At 70.2% G+C, this 18,104-nt stretch carries 19 protein-coding genes; 16 read left to right on the forward strand and 3 right to left on the reverse strand.

Going from position 1 to position 18,104, the window contains the following annotated elements:
- Nucleotides 1-100: 100 nt before the first annotated feature.
- The 3 genes from QNJ30_17260 to QNJ30_17270 all read left to right on the forward strand — a co-directional run bounded on the left by QNJ30_17260 (nt 101) and on the right by QNJ30_17270 (nt 3,242).
- Nucleotides 101-1,006 carry a DMT family transporter gene (locus QNJ30_17260; GenBank protein ID MDJ0945219.1) on the forward strand — a complete coding sequence of 302 codons (906 nt, stop codon included), beginning with the start codon at nt 101-103 and terminating at the stop codon, nt 1,004-1,006.
- Between the two features lie 139 nt (nt 1,007-1,145).
- The gene (locus tag QNJ30_17265) at nt 1,146-1,676 is read left to right on the forward strand and encodes a DUF2314 domain-containing protein (protein MDJ0945220.1); all 531 of its coding nucleotides are present in this window, start codon (nt 1,146-1,148) and stop codon (nt 1,674-1,676) included.
- A 78-nt stretch (nt 1,677-1,754) separates the two neighbouring features.
- On the forward strand, nt 1,755-3,242 hold the full coding sequence (locus QNJ30_17270; protein ID MDJ0945221.1) for a M81 family metallopeptidase: 1,488 nt from the start codon (nt 1,755-1,757) through the stop codon (nt 3,240-3,242).
- Nucleotides 3,243-3,255: 13 nt separating this feature from the next.
- Here the strand turns inward: QNJ30_17270 and QNJ30_17275 are convergent, their stop codons facing one another.
- The 3 genes from QNJ30_17275 to erpA form a co-directional block, all read right to left on the reverse strand.
- Nucleotides 3,256-3,999 carry a rhomboid family intramembrane serine protease gene (locus QNJ30_17275; GenBank protein ID MDJ0945222.1) on the reverse strand — a complete coding sequence of 248 codons (744 nt, stop codon included), beginning with the start codon at nt 3,997-3,999 and terminating at the stop codon, nt 3,256-3,258.
- Between the two features lie 43 nt (nt 4,000-4,042).
- The gene (gene xth, locus QNJ30_17280; GenBank protein ID MDJ0945223.1) at nt 4,043-4,816 is read right to left on the reverse strand and encodes an exodeoxyribonuclease III; all 774 of its coding nucleotides are present in this window, start codon (nt 4,814-4,816) and stop codon (nt 4,043-4,045) included.
- Between the two features lie 124 nt (nt 4,817-4,940).
- Nucleotides 4,941-5,297 (reverse strand): iron-sulfur cluster insertion protein ErpA, encoded by a 357-nt coding sequence (erpA, locus tag QNJ30_17285; protein ID MDJ0945224.1) that lies wholly within the window; start codon nt 5,295-5,297, stop codon nt 4,941-4,943.
- A 151-nt stretch (nt 5,298-5,448) separates the two neighbouring features.
- Here erpA and QNJ30_17290 point away from each other — a divergent pair, with 151 nt between their 5' ends.
- The 13 genes from QNJ30_17290 to QNJ30_17350 all read left to right on the forward strand — a co-directional run bounded on the left by QNJ30_17290 (nt 5,449) and on the right by QNJ30_17350 (nt 18,076).
- A complete protein-coding gene (locus QNJ30_17290) occupies nt 5,449-6,636 on the forward strand; it encodes a deoxyguanosinetriphosphate triphosphohydrolase (protein ID MDJ0945225.1) in 1,188 nt (395 codons plus the stop codon).
- Nucleotides 6,637-8,391 carry an arginine--tRNA ligase gene (argS, locus tag QNJ30_17295; GenBank protein MDJ0945226.1) on the forward strand — a complete coding sequence of 585 codons (1,755 nt, stop codon included), beginning with the start codon at nt 6,637-6,639 and terminating at the stop codon, nt 8,389-8,391.
- Nucleotides 8,391-9,488: an SPOR domain-containing protein gene (locus QNJ30_17300; GenBank protein MDJ0945227.1), complete on the forward strand. Its 1,098-nt coding sequence runs from the start codon at nt 8,391-8,393 to the stop codon at nt 9,486-9,488. Before argS ends, QNJ30_17300 begins: the two co-directional genes overlap by 1 nt.
- 52 nt (nt 9,489-9,540) lie before the next feature.
- Nucleotides 9,541-10,554 carry a beta-N-acetylhexosaminidase gene (gene nagZ, locus QNJ30_17305; protein MDJ0945228.1) on the forward strand — a complete coding sequence of 338 codons (1,014 nt, stop codon included), beginning with the start codon at nt 9,541-9,543 and terminating at the stop codon, nt 10,552-10,554.
- Between the two features lie 109 nt (nt 10,555-10,663).
- Nucleotides 10,664-11,449 (forward strand): ScpA family protein, encoded by a 786-nt coding sequence (locus QNJ30_17310; protein MDJ0945229.1) that lies wholly within the window; start codon nt 10,664-10,666, stop codon nt 11,447-11,449.
- A complete protein-coding gene (gene scpB, locus QNJ30_17315; protein MDJ0945230.1) occupies nt 11,446-12,228 on the forward strand; it encodes an SMC-Scp complex subunit ScpB in 783 nt (260 codons plus the stop codon). The genes QNJ30_17310 and scpB overlap by 4 nt, the downstream gene beginning before the upstream one ends.
- A 175-nt stretch (nt 12,229-12,403) precedes the next feature.
- Nucleotides 12,404-13,480 (forward strand): ABC transporter ATP-binding protein, encoded by a 1,077-nt coding sequence (locus QNJ30_17320; GenBank protein ID MDJ0945231.1) that lies wholly within the window; start codon nt 12,404-12,406, stop codon nt 13,478-13,480.
- A gap of 98 nt (nt 13,481-13,578) precedes the next feature.
- Nucleotides 13,579-13,836 carry a twin-arginine translocase TatA/TatE family subunit gene (locus tag QNJ30_17325; GenBank protein ID MDJ0945232.1) on the forward strand — a complete coding sequence of 86 codons (258 nt, stop codon included), beginning with the start codon at nt 13,579-13,581 and terminating at the stop codon, nt 13,834-13,836.
- 58 nt (nt 13,837-13,894) lie between these two features.
- Nucleotides 13,895-14,413, forward strand: a complete 519-nt coding sequence (gene tatB / locus QNJ30_17330) for a Sec-independent protein translocase protein TatB (protein ID MDJ0945233.1) — start codon at nt 13,895-13,897, stop codon at nt 14,411-14,413.
- Nucleotides 14,414-14,416: 3 nt separating this feature from the next.
- On the forward strand, nt 14,417-15,223 hold the full coding sequence (tatC, locus tag QNJ30_17335) for a twin-arginine translocase subunit TatC (protein MDJ0945234.1): 807 nt from the start codon (nt 14,417-14,419) through the stop codon (nt 15,221-15,223).
- Nucleotides 15,224-15,325: 102 nt separating this feature from the next.
- Nucleotides 15,326-16,609: a serine--tRNA ligase gene (gene serS / locus QNJ30_17340; GenBank protein MDJ0945235.1), complete on the forward strand. Its 1,284-nt coding sequence runs from the start codon at nt 15,326-15,328 to the stop codon at nt 16,607-16,609.
- Nucleotides 16,602-17,384 (forward strand): 5'/3'-nucleotidase SurE, encoded by a 783-nt coding sequence (surE, locus tag QNJ30_17345; protein MDJ0945236.1) that lies wholly within the window; start codon nt 16,602-16,604, stop codon nt 17,382-17,384. The genes serS and surE overlap by 8 nt, the downstream gene beginning before the upstream one ends.
- Nucleotides 17,381-18,076 carry a protein-L-isoaspartate(D-aspartate) O-methyltransferase gene (locus tag QNJ30_17350; protein MDJ0945237.1) on the forward strand — a complete coding sequence of 232 codons (696 nt, stop codon included), beginning with the start codon at nt 17,381-17,383 and terminating at the stop codon, nt 18,074-18,076. Before surE ends, QNJ30_17350 begins: the two co-directional genes overlap by 4 nt.
- The last annotated feature ends 28 nt before the right edge of the window (nt 18,077-18,104 follow it).

Below are 18,104 nucleotides of genomic sequence, written 5' to 3' on the forward strand. Positions count from 1 at the left end.
GAACGCCGCGCTCACGCTTCGACAGGCTCAGTATGAGGCTAGATCTTGGTCCTCGTCCTGAGCTTGTCGAAGGGCGAGGCGGCACTGCTGGTCGAAGAGAGTGCAACGTCCCGCAAAGGATCCAGACGACCACCACGTCTTCGGCTTGGCCTGCGTCATCTCGGCCAGCTTTTTTACAAGCTTGGCCGGAATTCTTGTGCGTCTGGTCGAAGAGGCGGACGGCTGGCAGCTGCAGTTCTATCGCCAGGCGAGCTTCCTGGTCTTCATCCTGGGGTTCCTGGTCTGGCGGCATCGCGGGCGCAGCCTGCGGGCCTGCCGGGAGATCGGGCGGCCGGGGCTGATCGCGGCCTGCTCGCTCGCCATCGCCTTCACCGCCTACATCTTCGCGCTCATCGAGACCAGCGTCGCCAAGGTGGTCTTCATCGGCAGCGCCTCGCCCTTCGTCGCGGCGCTGATCGCCTGGCTGGCGCTGCGCGAGCGGGTGGCGCCTTCGACCCTGGCCGCCATCGCAGTGGCCATGCTGGGCATCGGGGTCATGATGGGCGAGGGGCTGGACGGGGAAGGGCCGCTGGGCGCCGGCTTGGCGGTGGTCGCAGTGGTCGGCTACGGCGTCACCCTGGTCTGTCTGCGCGCCCGGCGCCGGGTCGACATGCTGCCGGCCGCGGCGCTTGCCGGGCTGCTGGCGATGCTGGGCTGCGGGGTCATGGCGCCGGACCTGGAGATCTCGGCACACGACCTCGGGCTGGCGATGCTGCTCGGGGTGGTCCAGCTCGGCTTCCAGTACGTCCTGATCGCGCTGGGCACCCGCCACGTGCCGGCCGGCGAGGTGGCGCTGCTGGGCCGCCTGCAGGTCGTCCTGGCGCCGCTCTGGGTCTGGCTCGCCCTGGGCGAGGTGCCGAGCCCGGCCACCCTGCTCGGCGGCACCGTCGTGGTCGGGGCGGTCCTGGCGAACTCCTACGCCGCGCTGCGGCGCGAGCGACAGCCCGCGATTCTCCCGGGCGACTGAGGCCCCGACCGAGAGCTTGGTCGCAAAGGCTGGCGCGGCCTCGGACCGCGGCCTTAACGCCACGTAAAGGCTGCGGCCTTAGGTTGCCGATCTCGTTTCTCTCTGCACCCCTCTCTCGACGTGATTTCGGAGGCGATCCATGATCAAAGGCCGCGTGCTGCCCGTTCTGGCCCTGCTTCTCGCCCTGGCGCTTCCCGGCACTGCCGGGGGGCAGGACGTCGTCCGCCGCGACGGGGAGCCGGAGGTGCATATGTTCCAGAGCGGCGATCCGGATATGGCGGCGGCCTACCGGGCGGCGCGCAGCAGCGTTCCCGGCCTGGTCGAGCGGCTGCCAAAGCTGCAGGCGGCCGGGATCTATGCCTCCGTCAAGGTGCCGGTGGAGGAGGACGGCCAGGTCGAGCACATCTGGCTGAGCGACATCCGCTTCGGTGACGGGCAGGTGCACGGCGCCCTGGGCAACACGCCGGTGAACCTGCCGTCCTGGTCGCTCGGCGATCCGATCTCGGTTCCCCTAAACCGGATCTCGGACTGGATGGTGGTCTATGAAGATCGCCTGATCGGCGGCTACACGCTCTTCGTCGCCCGCAACCGCCTGCAGGGCGAGGATCTGGCGTCCTTCGACCGCCGGGTCGGTCTGATCTTCCCGGCGCAGCCGCAGAGCTTCGACTAGGCTCCGGAGCGACGCCGCTCTGGACGGCGCCGGGCGTTTCGTGCGACAGACTCCCTGGCATACCAGGGAGACACACGCGTGGCGCGTATCGCCGTCGGCGGCTTTCAGCACGAGACCAACACCTTCTCGCCCTCCAAGGCGAGCTTCGAGGAGTTCGCGGCCGGCAGCGGCTGGCCGGCGCTGAGCCGGGGCGACCCGCTGTTCCCGGCGGTGGCGGGAATCAATCTGCCGATTTCCGGCTTCGTCGATGAGGCGCGCAGCCTCGGCCACCAGCTCGTGCCGCTGGCCTGGGCCGCCGCCTCGCCCTCGGCCGAGGTGACCGAGGAGGCCTTCGAGCGCATCACCGGCCAGATCTTCGAGGAACTGGCGCGGGCCGGCGGGGTCGACGCGGTTTACCTGGACCTGCACGGCGCCATGGTGAGCGAGCACTTCCAGGACGGCGAGGGCGAGATCCTGCGGCGCCTGCGCGCCCGGGTGGGCGCCGAGCTGCCGGTGGTGACCAGCCTCGACCTCCACGCCAACGTGACCCCGGCGATGGTCGCGCATTCGGATAGCCTGGTCGCCTACCGTACCTATCCGCACGTCGACATGGCCGAGACCGGCGCCCGGGCGGCACGCCAGCTCACGGGCATCCTGAGGCGCGGCCGCAAGCCGGCCAAGGCCTACCGCCAGATCCCCTTTCTGCTGCCGATCACCCAGGGTTGTACGCTCACCGATCCGGCCAAGGGGGTCTACGAGACCCTGGCGGAGCTGGAAGCGGGCGATGACCGGTTGCTGTCCTTCTGCTGCGGGTTCGCGCCGGCGGACATCCACCACGCGGGACCCTCGCTGGTCGCCTACGGCGCCGAGGCGGATGCCGCGGCCGAGCGCCTCGACGGCTTCGTGCAGGCGCGCGAAGCGCAGTTCCTGCCCGAAGTCTGGAAGCCCCGGGAGGCCGTGGCCCACGCCATCGCCAAGGCGCGCGAGGCCGGACGGCCCGTGGTCCTGGCCGACACCCAGGACAATCCGGGTGCCGGCGGCGAGTCCGATACCGTCTTCCTGCTCGAGGAGCTGGTGCGGCAGCGCGCCGAAGGCGCGGCCCTCGCGATTCTCTTCGACCCGGCCTCGGCCAAGGTCGCCCACGAGGCCGGGCTGGGCGCCGAGATCACCATGGGGATCGGCGCCCATTCGGGCCAGGCGGGGCACGAGCCCTTTCACGCGACCTTCAAGGTCGAGCGCCTGGGCGACGGCCGCTTCACCGGCACCGGGCCCTTCTACAAGGGCGCGCGGATGCGGCTCGGACCGATGGCGCTGCTGTCTCTCGGCGGGGTGCGGGTGATCTTGGGGTCGCGCAAGGTTCAGGCCGCCGACCAGTCGATGTTCCGCCACCTCGGGGTCGAGCCGACCGCCGAGAAGATACTGGTCCTCAAAAGCTCGGTGCATTTCCGGGCCGACTTCCAGCCGATCGCCGAGGAGGTGCTGGTGGTGGCCGCGCCCGGGCCGAACCCGGTCGATCACGGCGAGTTCGACTACCGGAACCTGCGCCCCGAGATCCGCCGCATGCCAAGGTCGAGCGACCGGGGCTGAGGCGATCCCGCCGTCAGGCCGACCCGTCCGGGTCGCCGTCGCGCGGCCGGTTGGCCAGGGTCACCCCGCTCGGCACCTCCGCCGGTCCGAAGAGCGGCACGGTCTTGCGTCGCATCGGCACGACCAGGACCAGGCCGATAAGGAAGCCGCCGATGTGGGCGCCCCAGGCGATGCCGTTGCCCGACCAGCCGGTCGAGTAGGCGGCGTAGAACTGGAAGCCCGCCCAGACGATGAGCCAGAACCAGGCCGGCAGCGCGATGGGCGAGGGGAAGAACCAGACCTTGGCCCGGGGATGCAGCAGCAGGTAGCCGCCGAGGATGCCGGAGATCGCACCGCTGGCGCCGAGGGTCGGCGCCAGCGAGGTCGGATCGACCCAGACGTGGGTCAGGCCGGCCGCGATGCCGCAGGCCAGGTAGAAGGCCAGGAACCTGAAGTGGCCCATGTTGTCTTCGATGTTGTCGCCGAAGACCACGAGGTAGAGCACGTTGACCGCCAGGTGGACCAGGTCGACGTGCAGGAACAGTGAGGTCCCCAGGGTCAGCCAGGGCGGCACCGCCAGGGGCAGCGGGGATTCGAAGATCCCCGAGACGTAGCCGGGGACGACGGCGAAGTCGAGGACCCGGCCGTCGAAGCCGTCCGGGTTGATCAGCATCTCCCAGACGAAGAGCAGGCCGCAGGTGAAGGCGATGCCCCAGGTGACCCAGGGCCGCGGCACCAGGACCCGCGGGTTCTTGTCGCCCAGGGGGAAGAAGGTCATCCCGCGGGCCCTCTCGCACAGGGCTTGACCGGCAAAGCGCCGCTCATCCCGAAAGCTCGCACCAGATCGGCGTGTGGTCCGAGGCCTTGGGCTTGCCGCGCGGCGCGCGGTCGATCTCGCAGGCCTGCAGGCGGTCGGCGGCCTGGGGCGAGAGCAGCAGGTGGTCGATTCGGATGCCGTGACCCTGGTCCCAGGCGCCGGCCTGGTAGTCCCAGAAGGTGTAGGCACCGCTCTCCTGGTGCAGGGCCCGGAAGGCCTCGGTCAGGCCGAGGTTCTGGATCGTCCGGAAGGCGGCGCGGCTCTGCGGCTGGAATAGGGCATCGCCGGCCCAGGCCTTGGGGTCGTAGCAGTCCCGATCCTCGGGGATGACGTTGTAGTCGCCGCCCAGCACGAAGGGCTCTTCCAGGGGCAGTAGCGCATCGACCCGGCGGCGCAAGCGGTCCATCCAGGCGAGCTTGTAGCCGAACTTGTCGCTGGCGACCGGGTTGCCGTTGGGCAGGTAGATGGTCGCGACCCGCAGGCCGTCGATCCGGGCCTCCAGGTAGCGGGCCTGCTCGTCCTCTTCGTCGCCGGGCAAGCGCTCCAGCAGCACCTCGGGCGCCTGCCGGGCCAGGATCGCGACCCCGTTGTAGCTCTTCTGCCCGACCACCGCGGCCTTGTAGCCGGCCGCCTCGATCTCCAGCCGGGGGAAGTTCTCGGCCAGGCACTTGGTCTCCTGAAGCAGGGCGATATCGGGCTTGGCCGCCTCCAGCCACTCCAGGACGTTGGGCAGACGCGCCTTGATCGAGTTGACGTTCCAGCTGGCGATCTTGACCATGTCCGTTGTTCCGAAGCTTCGACCTAGCGCGGGGAGAAAACGCGAAGGCCCGCGAAGCCGCGGGCCCGTTCTTCTAGCACCCTTCGCCGGATCGGCGGATCGAAAAGCGCCGGCATCGGCGGCGTCAGACCGCGAAGGAGGAGCCGCAGCCGCAGGAGGAGGTTGCCTTGGGGTTGTTGATCTGGAAATAGGCGCCCATGAGGTCCTCGACGAAATCGACCTCGGAGCCCTCGAGCAGCTGCAGGGAGACCTCGTCGATCACGATCCTGGCGCCGTCGCGCTCGAAGGTCAGGTCGTCGGCCTGGACCGCATCGTCGAAGCTGAAGCCGTACTGGAAACCGGAGCAGCCGCCGCCGGAGACCGCGATCCGCAGCATCAGGTCCGGCTCGGTCTCGGCTTCGATCAACTCCAGGATCCGCTTGGCCGCGCTCGCGCTCAGCGTCAGTCCCGCGCTCTCGGCCATCTGGGGCCCGCCGTCCATCTTCTTCTCCTCAGCCTTCGCCTCCAGTCTACTCCAAAAATGTAAGCAGATTCCCCAGGAATTCAAATCACCGAGCCGCGGCCCGATACCCCGGGATTCCGGGGCTTTGCCGTTGCCAAGCCGGAAGGCCGGGGGTAAGAGGGGCTCCAGGATGTCCGCGCCCGCAAAGCCCGCCCTCGCGCCCTACGCCAGCCATCCGGCGGCAAGCCGGGGCCGCCGCCACGCGGAGCCGGAGTCGCCGACCCGCTCGGTGCACCAGCGCGACCGCGACCGGATCATCCATTCCGGGGCCTTCCGGCGGCTGCAGTACAAGACCCAGGTCTTCATCTTCCACGAGGGCGACTATTACCGCACCCGACTGACCCATTCCCTGGAGGTCGCCCAGATCGCCCGCTCGATCAGCCGCTCCCTGGGCCTGAACGAGGACTTGGCCGAGGCCCTGGCCCTGGCCCATGACCTGGGCCACACCCCCTTCGGCCATGCCGGCGAGGACGCCCTGCACGAGGCCATGGCGCCCTTCGGCGGCTTCGATCACAACGAGCAGACCTTCCGAATCCTGACCAGGCTGGAGCAGCGCTACGCCGCCTTCGACGGCCTCAACCTGACCTGGGAGACCCTGGAGGGCACGGTCAAGCACAACGGGCCGCTGGACGGGGCCCTGGCCGGCGCCCGCGGCCTGCCCGAGTCGATCCGCGCCTTCAGCCACGACTTCGACCTGGAGCTGACCAGCTTCGCCGGGCCCGAGGCCCAGGTCGCGGCCCTGGCCGACGACATCGCCTACAACAACCACGACATCGACGACGGCTTGCGGGCCGGGCTCTTCACCCCGGCGGACCTGGCCGAGGTGCCCCTGGTCGGGCCGAGCCTCCAGGACGTGCGCGACGAGCTCGGCGACCTGGAGCCAGGGCGCCTGACCCACGAATGCGTCCGCCGGGTGATCAACGCCATGGTCAACGACCTGCTGGCCGAGACCCGCCGTCGCCTGGCCGCGGCGGTGCCGCAGAGCGCCGATGAGGTCCGGGCCCTCGATCATCCGGTGGTTGCCTTCTCCGAGGCGATGCGGGAAAAGAACCGCGGCCTCAAGGCCTTCCTCTTCGAGCGTATGTACCGCCACTACCGGGTGAACCGGATGATCACCAAGGCCCGCCGCGTCGTGACCGAGCTCTTCGAGCTCTACCTGGGCGAGCCGCGCTGCCTGCCCAACGAATGGCGGGCCGGCGCCGGCCGCCCAGGATCGGCCGAGACCGCGCGTCTGGTCGCCGACTATATCGCCGGCATGACCGACCGCTATGCCCTGGACGAGCACCGCCGCCTTTTCGACGCCTACGCCCGCAGCTGAATGAACCTCTTCCGCACCTTCAAGGACCTCATCGCCGCCGAGGTCGAGGCCCTCTCCGAAGCCGGCAAGCTGCCGCCCGGGCTCGACACCGCGCGGGTCACGGTCGAGCCGCCGCGCGAGGAGAGCCACGGCGACCTGGCGACCAACGCGGCCATGGTCCTGGCCAAGCCCGCGGGCATGAAGCCGCGCGACCTCGCCGCGCTCCTGGCGGCGCGGCTGGAGGGCCAGGAAGCGGTGCGCGCGGTCGAGGTCGCGGGGCCCGGCTTCATCAACCTGCGCCTGACCGAGGACTACCTGCGCGACCGCCTGATCGACGTGCTGAACGCCGGCACCGCCTACGGCGACGCCGACCTGGGCGGTGCCGAGAAGGTCAATGTCGAGTATGTCTCGACCAATCCGACCGGGCCGCTGCACATCGCCCATGCGCGCGGCGCCGTGATCGGCGATGCCCTAGCGGCCCTGCTGGAGAAGGTCGGCTACGACGTCACCCGCGAGTACTACATCAACGACGCCGGCGCCCAGGTCGACGTCCTGGCGCGCTCGGTCCACCTGCGCTACCGCGAGGCGCTGGGCGAGGACATCGGCGCGTTTCCCGAGGACGGCTATCCCGGCGACTACCTGAAGCCGGTCGGCCGGGACCTGGCCGCCCGCGACGGCGACAAGTGGCTCGGCGTCGAGGAGGCCGCGTGGCTGGCGCCCATTCGCGACTTCGCCACCGCGGCGATGATGGACCTGATCCGCGGCGACCTGCGGGACCTGGGGGTCGAGCAGGAGGTCTTCACCTCCGAGCGCGGCTTGGTGGAGGCCGGGCGCGTTGAGGAGGCCTATCAGATCCTCGAGTCCAAGGGCCTGATCTACACCGGCACCCTGGAGCCGCCAAAGGGCAAGCCGGTCGAGGACTGGGAGCCGGTGCCCCTGACCCTCTTCAAGGCCACGGAGTTCGGCGACGACGTCGACCGGCCGATGAAGAAGTCCGACGGCTCCTGGACCTACTTCGCCCCGGACATAGCCTACCACCTGGACAAGTTCCGCCGCGGCTTCACGGTCATGGTCGACGTCTTCGGCGCCGACCACGCCGGCCACGTCAAGCGCCTCAAGGCGGGAGTGGCGGCCCTGACCGAGGGCCAGGCCGTGCTCGACATCCGGCTCTGCCAGCTCGTCACCCTGCTGCGCGGCGGCAAGCCGGTGCGGATGTCCAAGCGGGCCGGCAGCTTCGTGACCCTGAAGGAGGTCATCGACGAGGTCGGCAGGGGCGTCGTGCGCTTCATCATGCTGACCCGGCGCAACGACGCGCCGCTGGACTTCGACCTGGAACAGGTCTTGGAGCAGAGCCGCGAGAACCCTGTCTTCTATGTTCATTACGCGCACGCGCGCTGCTGTTCGGTCTTACGCAGCGCGAAGGCCGAGTTTGCCGATATCGACCTCGACCGGGGCGCGCTGGCGGCCGGTCCCCTGCATCGCTTGACCGACTCGGGCGAGCTTGGTTTGATCAAGCAGCTGACCAGCTGGCCGAGAATCGTGGAAGGCGCAGCCGAATCCTTCGAGCCGCACCGGATCGCTTTCTACCTTTACGACTTGGCTGCCGCGTTCCACAGCCACTGGAACAGGGGCAACGACAATGCCCAGTTGCGCTTCCTGCTCGCGGCCGACAGCGAGCTGACGGCCGCCCGCTTGGCGCTGGTCCAGGCCGTCGCCTCGGTGATCGCGTCGGGACTGCAGATCATGGGCGTAGAGCCGGTTGAGGAGTTACGCTGATGCCATCGGAATCGATTCCTGAGGACGAGCGCCTGGCCCTGGCACGCGCGCTGCGCCACGTCAGCGAGGAGGACTCGCCGCAGCGGACTCCGGAGAACGAGGAGGAGATCGCGCGGCTCTTCGGCGACGAGCAGGACAGCGGCGAGGACGGAGAGCCGGAGGTCAAATCCGTCACGCGGCCCAAGTTCCGCCTTCTGCACCTTCTGATCGGCCTGCTGGTCCTCGCCTGCCTGGCCCTGGTGGTGCCCCTGGCGATGGACTTCCTGGGCGGCGAGGACAGCGGCGAAGTTCCCGTGATCCAGGCCGAGCCGCAGCCCGACAAGGTGCGCCCGGATGAACCCGGCGGCCTGCAGGTGCCGCACCAGGACCTGCAGGTGCTGAACCAGGGCGGTGAAGGGGCGGGCCGCGAACCGGAGCAGCTTCTGCCGCCGCCCGAGACACCGGAGCCGCTGCCGCAGGCGACCCAGGATACCGCGAACCTCGGCGCCGCGCCCGCGGTGCCGGCCGAAACCCCGCCTTCGACGGCGGCCGAGGACACGACGGCCGCCAGCGTGGTGCCGGGCGCCGGCGCGCCGGCGGTCTCGGAACCCGCCGCTCCGGCGGAGGTCGCAGAGGTTCCCGCGGCGGCGCCGGCGGAGATCACCGGCGGCCCCGGCGCAAGCGAGGCGCCGGAAGCGCCCGCGGCTCCGACCGCGTCCGGCCCGGCGGCAACCGCCCCGGCGCCAGAGGCCCCGGCGCCTGTCGAAACCGCTGCGCCCGAGCCGGAGGCGGCCGAGCCGCCCGCGCCGGCGGAGAGCCAGCAGGCCGCCCTGCCGCCCGCCGCCGAGCCGGCCCCCGCGGCCGGCGAGGCCGGGATCTACATCCAGCTCGGCTCGCTGAGCAACCGGGAGGGCGTGCCGAAGGAATGGGCGCGCCTGCAGAAGGCCTTTCCCGATTTCCTGGGCGACATGGAACTGGCGGTTCAGACCGTGACCCTGGAGGGCCGCGGCACCTTCCATCGAATCCAGGCCGGCCCGCTGCCGAACCGGGGCACGGCCGAGGAGATGTGCGCCTTCCTGAAGAACGCCGAGCAGGCTTGCATCGTCATCAAGCGGTGAGACCGGGGCCAGGCCCGGGACGCCGTCCGAAACATCTGGAGTCGCCCCGTCCATGACCGCTCAGGCCGTGATCTACGGCTGCGAAGGGCCGGCGCTCACCGACTGGGAGCGCGGCTTCTTCGCCGCGGCCGATCCCCTCGGCTTCGTCCTCTTCGCCCGCAACTGCGTCGATCCGGAGCAACTGCGCGCCCTGGTCGCGGCGCTGCGGGCGACGGTCGGGCGGGAAGATGCGCCGGTGCTGATCGACCAGGAGGGCGGCCGGGTGACCCGGCTCAAGCCCCCGGCCTGGCGCGCGGCGCCGGCGGCGGGAGTCTTCGACGACCTCGCCCGGCGCGACCTGGCAAGCGCCTGCGAGGCAGCCGAGGTCAACGCAAGGCTGCTCGCCCTGGAATTGCGGGCGCTCGGTATCGACGTCGATTGCCTGCCGCTCCTGGACCTGCGCCTGCCGGAGGGCCACGGGATCATCGGCGACCGCGCCCTGGGCAGCGATCCGGAGCAGGTCATCGCCCTGGGCCGGGCGGTCTGCAGGGGCCTGTCGGCGGCCGGCGTGACCCCGGTGATCAAGCATATCCCCGGTCACGGCCGGGCCCGCGTCGACAGCCACGAGGCGCTGCCGCAGGTGGACGCGCCGCTGGCGGTCCTGCGCGACAGCGACTTCTTGCCCTTCAAGGCGCTGGCTGAGGCGCCCTGGGGCATGACCGCGCACATCGTCTACGGCGCGATCGACCCGGAGCGGCCGGCAACCACCTCGCCGAAGGTGATCGCCGAGATCATCCGCGGCGAGATCGGCTTCGACGGCCTGCTGCTGTCCGACGACCTCTCCATGAAGGCGCTGAGCGGCGGCCTGGGCGAGCGCGCCCGCGCCGCGCTGGCGGCCGGCTGCGACGTGGCGCTGCACTGCAACGGCGAGCGGGCCGAGATGGAGGCCGTCGCGGCGGCGGTTTCGCCGCTGAGCCCGGCGGCGGAGGCCCGGCTCGCCCGCGGCCGCGCGGGACTGGGCACGGCGCCGCCGATCGCGGAGTTCGCGGCGCTGTCGCAGCGCCTGGAGCGGCTGCTCGCGGGCTGAAACCCGGCCCGCGGGGCGGAAGAGACGCGCCGGGCCTGAAGATGGTGACAGCGGCCCGGCTTCTGTATCATTGCCGCATTAGGCGGAGTCGCGGCAGGGAAACAGCCAGGTGACCTCAGCGGAGATTCTCGAGTTCGAAGCGCCGGAGCGCGACCGGCAGCGCGACTTCGTCCTGGATCTGGACGGCTACGGCGGCCCGATCGACGTGCTGCTGGACCTGGCCCGGGACCAGAAGGTCGACCTGACCAACATCTCGATCCTGCAGCTGGCCGAGCAGTACCTCGAGTTCGTGCGCCGGGCCCGCCAGCTGCGCCTGGAGCTGGCCGCCGACTACCTGGTCATGGCGGCCTGGCTGGCCTACCTGAAGTCCAAGCTGCTGCTGCCCAGCGAGCCGGAAGGCGAGGAGCCCAGCGGTCCACAGATGGCGGCGGCCCTGCGGTACCAGCTGCAGCGCCTGGAAGCGATGCGGAACTCCGGCGAGCGGCTGATGACCCGGGCTCAGCTCGGCCGCGACTTTTTCGCCCGGGGCGCGCCGGAGCGCCTGCGCACCGACCGCATCACCGTGTTCAGCGCGACGCTCTACGACCTGCTGAAGGCCTACGGCAGCCAGCGCTCGCGGGGCGGCAAGGTGACCAACCTGCGGATCCAGGCTACGGAGCTCTATTCCGTCGACGAGGCGATGGAACGGCTGACGGCGCTCTTCGGCAGCATTCCCGAATGGCGCACCCTGCACAGCTTCCTGCCGCCGGACCTCTCCGGGGCGCTGCTGACCCGCTCGGCCATTGCCGCGACCTTCGCCGCCAGCCTGGAGCTTTGCCGGACCGGCCGCCTGGAGATCCGGCAGGACGGAACCTTCGGCCCGATACTACTGCGTCACAAGGAGGAGCAGCCGTGACCGAGGGCGCCGATCACCTGCGCTTGCTGGAGGCGATTCTCTTCGCCTCCGCGGCCCCGGTCAGCGAGACCGAGCTGGCCCGCTTCCTGCCGGAGGGGACCGATGTCTCGGCGATCGTCGGCCAGCTCGCCGAGCACTACCGCCCCCGGGGCGTCAACCTCGTCCAGGTTGGCAAGGCCTGGGCCTTCCGTTCGGCGCCCGACCTGGCGCCGCTGATGCGCCGGGAGCAGGAGGTCCAGCGCAAGCTGTCTCGGGCCGCGATCGAGACCCTGGCGGTGGTCGCCTACCACCAGCCGGTGACCCGTGCCGAGATCGAGGAAATCCGCGGCGTTGGCCTGTCCAAGGGGACCCTCGACGTGCTGCTCGAGGCGGGCTGGATCCGGCCCAGAGGCCGGCGCCGGACGCCGGGGCGTCCGGTCACCTGGGGCACCAGCCAGGCCTTCCTCGACCACTTCGGCCTGGCCCAGCTGGACGACCTGCCGGGCCTGGACGAGCTCGCCGCGGCCGGCCTCCTGGACAAGCGGCCGGCACTCTCCGCCCTGTCGAGCCGCGGCACCCTGACCGACCTGGCGGATGCTCAGGACACCGAGCCCCTGGCCGAAGACGAGGACGAAGACGAGCTGGACCACGCGGAGGCCGCCGCCCTGGAGGCGGGCCTCGACGAGGACCCGGCCGAAGAGACGCCAGCGGAGGTCGGAGAAACGACCGGGGACACGACGGCCGAGGGGAAAGAGGAAGAGGCCTCTCAAGTGGGCCGGCTGCGTCAGGTCGAGGCCTGACCCGCCGGGCCTGCTCCCGGCGCTGGAAAGCCCCGAAGGGCGACGCCATGAAGCCGGCCAAGCCGGTTGTTGCATTTGAGAATTGCTCGCAATACCTTGGCGGGCCGCGCGCGGCAGGACCTGGTGCGCGGCGGGACCGGGCCGGCCGACCAGGCGGGACCGGGGTGGAAGGGATATGGACGCGCTCGCCTTGGAGCACATCTGCCACGCCTTCGACGAGGTGCTGGCGGTCGACGATCTCAGCCTGACCGTGGGCGAGGGCAAGCTGGTGTGCCTGCTCGGCCCTTCGGGCTGCGGCAAGACCACGGCGCTCAGGGTCGCCGCCGGGCTCGAGCGGCTGCAGAAGGGGCGGGTCCTGATGGACGGCCGGGTGATCGCCGACGGCAATCAGGACCTGCCGCCGGAGGCCCGCAGCGTCGGCCTGGTGTTCCAGGACTACTCTCTGTTTCCGCACCTGTCCGTGCTCGACAACGTCGCCTTCGGCCTGCGTGACCTGGCGTCCGAGGCGCGGCGCGGGCGCGCCCTCGAGGTGCTCGAGCAGGTCGGTATGGCGGCACGCGCGAGCGCCTACCCGCACACGCTCTCGGGCGGGCAGCAGCAGCGGGTCGCCCTGGCCCGGGCGCTGGCGCCGAAGCCCCGGGTCATGCTTCTGGACGAGCCCTTCTCGGGCCTGGATTCCAGCCTGCGCCACCAGATCCGCGACGACACCCTGCACGTCCTCAAGGAGAGCGGAACCGCGACCCTGATGGTGACCCACGACCCCGAGGAGGCCATGTTCATGGCCGATACCGTGGTCCTGATGCGCGAGGGTGCCGCGGTCCAGCACGGCACGCCGGGCGAGCTCTACTTCGCGCCGCGAGATGCCTTCGTGGCCAGCTTCTTCGGCGAGGTGAACCGGCTGCAGGGCCGCATCGAGGCCGGCCACGTGCCGACGCCCCTGGGTCAGATCTGCGCGCCGGACCTGCCCGAGGGGGCCGAGGTCGAGATCCTGATCCGGCCGGAGGCCCTGCGCCTGGACCCCCGGCCGGGAAGCGCCGGCGGCGGGACGGCCGGCGCGGGCGGCGTGGCCCGGGTCCTGGCGGCCCGGGTGCTGGGCCGCAGCAGCCTGATCCATCTCAGCCTGCCGGGGCGCAGCGGGTCCGACCTGCACCTCCACGCCCGGGTGCCGGGGCGCTTTCTGCCGGCCGAGGACCAGGCCATGGGAATTCACCTGGATCCCAGCCAGACCTTCGTCTTCCTGAAGGCCCGCTGAGCTCGGGCGGGCGGCCAGACATGGATTGCGGCTGCCAGGGCTTTCTGCGATAGTCCCGGCCAACTGGGAAGACCAATGGATTTCGAGGGAGAACCCCCATGGGGACCTTTAGCATCTGGCATTGGCTGATCGTCCTGGCGGTTGTCCTCCTGCTCTTCGGCGGGGGCGGCAAGATCCCAAAGCTGATGCGCGATATGGGCCAGGGAATCAACGCCTTCAGGAAAGGCCTTAAGGAAGAAGATAAGAAAAAGGCGGCAGGCGGCGATGACAACAAGGCGATCGAGCAGGAGGCCTCGGCCTCTGCCAGCGTCACGGCCGAGGGGGAGGAGCAGCCCAAGAAGGCTGCGGAGGGCTGAGCCCAAAGCCGGCTGCGCGCGAGGCGGCGCAGGCCGGCGAAGTTCTTGAGGCACCGCCGTGTTTGATCTGGGTTGGTCCGAACTCGCGGTCGTCGCCCTGGTGGCGCTGATCGTCGTCGGCCCTCGGGAGTTGCCCGAGGTCCTGCGCACGATCGGCAAGTGGGTCCGCAAGGCGCGTTCCATGGCCCGCGAGTTCCAGACCAGCGTCGACGACATGGTCCGCGAGGCGGAGCTGGACGAGGCGCGCAAGACCATGGAATCCGCCCGGCACCTGGACATCGGCAAGGAGATCGAGAACAGCATCGATCCGACCGGCAGCGTCAAGGAGGAGATGGCCGAGCTCGACTCCGCCGCCCGCCGGGCCGCCAAGGGCGAGGACGAGGTGCCGCCGGAGTTCCGCGAGGAAGAGACCGGGGCGGACGCCGCCGGCGCGACGGTCGAAGAGGCCGGGGACAAGGGCGCCACGGTGATCGAGCAGCCGGCCCAGCCGGCGCCGCCCCATTCGATCACGCCGCCCGAGGCGACCCCCGCCGAGGCCCCGAAGGCGGCCGGAAAGTCCCGCAAGCAGAGCGCCTAGACCATGGCCGACGCCAGCGACGCCCACAAGATGCCGCTGCTCGATCACCTGATCGAGCTGCGCCAGCGCCTGCTTTACAGCGTCATCGGGCTCTTCGTCGCCTTCCTGATCTGTTTCTACTTCGCCCAGGACCTCTACAACATCCTGGTCGATCCCCTCGCCAAGATCCTGCTGGAGAGCGGGGTCCAGAGCGATCCCCGGCTGATTTACACCGATCTGACCGAGGTCTTCTTCACCCACGTGAAGGTCGCCTTCTTCTTCGGCGCCTTCATCTCCTGCCCGGTCTTCCTCGGCCAGCTCTGGCTCTTCGTCGCGCCGGGGCTGTACCGCAACGAGAAGCACGCCTTCGCGCCCTTCCTGATCGCGACCCCGGTGCTGTTCTTCATCGGCGGCGCCCTGGTCTACTTCGTGATCATGCCGCTGGCCTGGCAGTTCTTCCTGTCCTTCCAGCAGGCCGGCGGCGACGGGGTCTTGCCGATCGAGCTGGAGGCCAAGGTCAACGAGTACCTCTCGCTGGTCATGACCCTGATCTTCGCCTTCGGACTCTGCTTCCAGCTGCCGGTGATCATGACCCTGCTGGCCCGTGTCGGCCTGGCGACCTCGCAGGGCATGGCGGCCAAGCGCAAGTACGCCATCGTCGGGGTCTTCATCGTGGCGGCGATCTTCACGCCGCCGGATCCGATCAGCCAGATCTCGCTCGCGATCCCGATCATCCTGCTCTACGAAGTCTCGATCCAGATGGCCAAGCTGGTCGAGAAGAAGCGCAAGGAGCAGGAAGCGGCCGAAGAAGCCGAAGCGCTCTCCGACTAGCTCTCGCAGGGAGCTGTCCGGAGGCTAGCGTCTAGACGCCGGGGGCCGAAGCGCCCTATAAACGGCGCGGTTACCTGGCGCAGCCCCGATTCGGACGCTTCCATGCACGACCTCAGGTCGATCCGCGAGAATCCCGAGGATTTCGACAAGGCGCTCGGCCGCCGGGGTCTGCCAGCCCAGTCGGCCGCGATCCTGGAGCTCGATTCCAACCGCCGCGCCACCCAGACCGAGCTGCAGGACCTGCAGAACCGGCGCAACGCGGCCTCCAAGGAGATCGGCAAGCTGAAGGCCCAGGGCAGCGACGCCGAGGGTTTGATCGCCGAGATCGCCGGCCTCAAGGACCGCATCGGAGAGGGCGAGGCGCGCGAGCGGCAGCTCGGCGAGGACCTGAACTCCCTGCTCGCCATGCTGCCCAACCTCCTCGACGCCGAGGTGCCCGAGGGCGCCGACGAAAGCGCCAACCGGGAGGTTGCGGTCTGGGGCGAGAAGCCCGTGCGCAACTTTCCCGTTAAGCAGCACTTCGAGCTGGGCGAGGCCCTCGGCGGCATGGACTTCGCCACGGCCGCCAAGCTCTCGGGCTCGCGCTTCGTGGTCCTCAAGGGCGCGCTGGCGCGCCTGCACCGGGCGCTCGCCCAATACATGCTGGACATCCATACCGAGGAGTTCGGCTACACCGAGGTCATGCCGCCCTACCTGGTGCGCGACCACGTGCTCTACGGCACGGGGCAGCTGCCGAAGTTCGCCGAGGACCAGTTCCGCACAACCGACGACTTCTGGCTGATCCCGACCGCCGAGGTGCCGCTGACCAATCTGGCGGCCGGTGAGATCTACGACGAGGGGCAGCTGCCGCTGCGCTTCACCGCCTTCACGCCCTGCTTTCGTTCCGAGGCCGGCGCGGCCGGCAAGGACACCCGCGGCATGCTGCGCCAGCACCAGTTCGAGAAGGTCGAGCTGGTCTCCATCGCCCATCCAGACCACTCCGCCGAGGAGCACGAGCGCATGACCGCCTGCGCCGAGGCCGTGCTGCAGCGCCTCGGCCTGCACTACCGCAAGGTCGTGCTTTGCAGCGGCGACACCGGCTTCGGTGCGCGCAAGACCTACGACCTTGAAGTCTGGCTGCCGGGGCAGGAGGCCTATCGCGAGATCTCCAGCTGCTCCAACTGCGGAGACTTCCAGGCGCGGCGGATGATGGCCCGCTTCCGGCCGGCGGAAGGCAAGGGGACCCGCTTCGTCCACACCCTCAACGGCTCGGGCCTGGCGGTCGGGCGGACCCTGATCGCGGTGATGGAGGCCTATCAGCAGGCCGACGGCTCCATCGCCCTGCCTGAGGCCCTGGCCCCCTACCTGGGCGGCCGGGAGACGATCGGGGCCGGCCGCGATGCTTAGGGCGCCGCTGGACCTCACCGGGGCGCGAATCCTCCTCAGCAACGACGACGGCATCCATGCGCCGGGGCTCGAGGCGCTGGAGCGCGTCGCCCGCTCGCTCAGCGACGACGTCTGGGTGGTCGCGCCCGAGACCGAGCAGAGCGCGACCAGCCATTCCCTGACCCTGCGGCGGCCGCTGCGGATCCGCCACCTCGGGCCGCAGCGCTACACCATCGACGGCACGCCGACCGATTGCGTCCTGATCGCGGTCAAGAAGATCATGGCCGACCGGCCGCCGGACCTGGTGCTCTCGGGCATCAATCAGGGCGCCAACCTGGGGGAGGACGTGACCTATTCCGGCACGGTCGCGGCGGCCATGGAGGCGGCGCTGCTGGGCTATCCGGCGATCGCGCTCAGCCTGCTGCGGCGCGGCGACCACGAGTACCGCTGGGAGACCGCCGAGCGGCATGCCGCCTCGGTGCTGCGGCGCCTGACCAGCCTGTCCTGGCCGCGCGACGTGCTGATGAACGTCAACTTCCCCGACGTCCCGGCCGAAGAGGTGCGGGGCATCCGGGTCTGCCGCCAGGGCCGGCGCGATGTCGACAGCCAGGTGGTCGACGGCTCGGATCCGAGCGGCCGGCCCTACGTCTGGGTCGGCAACTACATGAGCGACGAGACCTCGCAGGTCGGCAGCGACCTCGCCGCCCTGGCCGAGGATGCGATCTCGGTCACGCCGCTGCACCTGGACCTGACCCACGGCGAAACCCTGGAGCGCCTGACGGGGGTCTTCGCATGACCCTGGCCGCCCGCAAGATCCGCCTGCTGATGGAGCTTCGCCGCAACGGCATCACCGACACCGCGGTGCTGCGGGCGATCGAGCAGATCCCGCGCGAGGCCTTCGTGCCAGCGCCCTTCCTCGACCAGGCCTACGAGAACCTGGCGCTGCCGATCGAGCGCGGCCAGACCCTGAGCCAGCCCCAGGTGGTCGCCCGCATGACTCAGGGCCTGACCGCCGCGGGCGCGGGCAAGGTGCTGGAGGTCGGGACCGGCTCGGGCTATCAGACGGCGGTCCTGTCGCGGCTCTGCCGCCGGGTCTACAGCGTCGAGCGCTATCGCGAGCTGAGCGGCGATGCCGAGCAGCGCTTCCGCGCGCTCAGGCTGCACAACATCGTGCCGAAGGTCGGCGACGGCTGGAACGGCTGGCCGGAGCAGGCGCCCTTTCCGCGGATCATCGTCACCGCCGCGCCGCCCGACGTGCCGGGAACCCTGGTCGACCAGCTGGCCGAGGGCGGCGTGCTGGTGATCCCGATCGGCCGCCGCAGCCGCCGGCAGGAACTGCTCCGCGTGACCAAAGAAAATGGTAAGGTGTCCGAGGAGACACTGGGATCGGTTCGCTTCGTACCACTGGTCTCGGGCGTTCCGGAAGAAGCGCCCAAGCCCGCGGGCCGGGTCCGCTACTCTGGACCTCCGGGCTGGTCTTTGGCATGAAGGCAGCAGAGGTCGTTATGCTGGCTCG

It is taken from the genome of Kiloniellales bacterium (assembly GCA_030066685.1).
Lineage (GTDB): Bacteria > Pseudomonadota > Alphaproteobacteria > Kiloniellales > JAKSBE01 > JAKSBE01.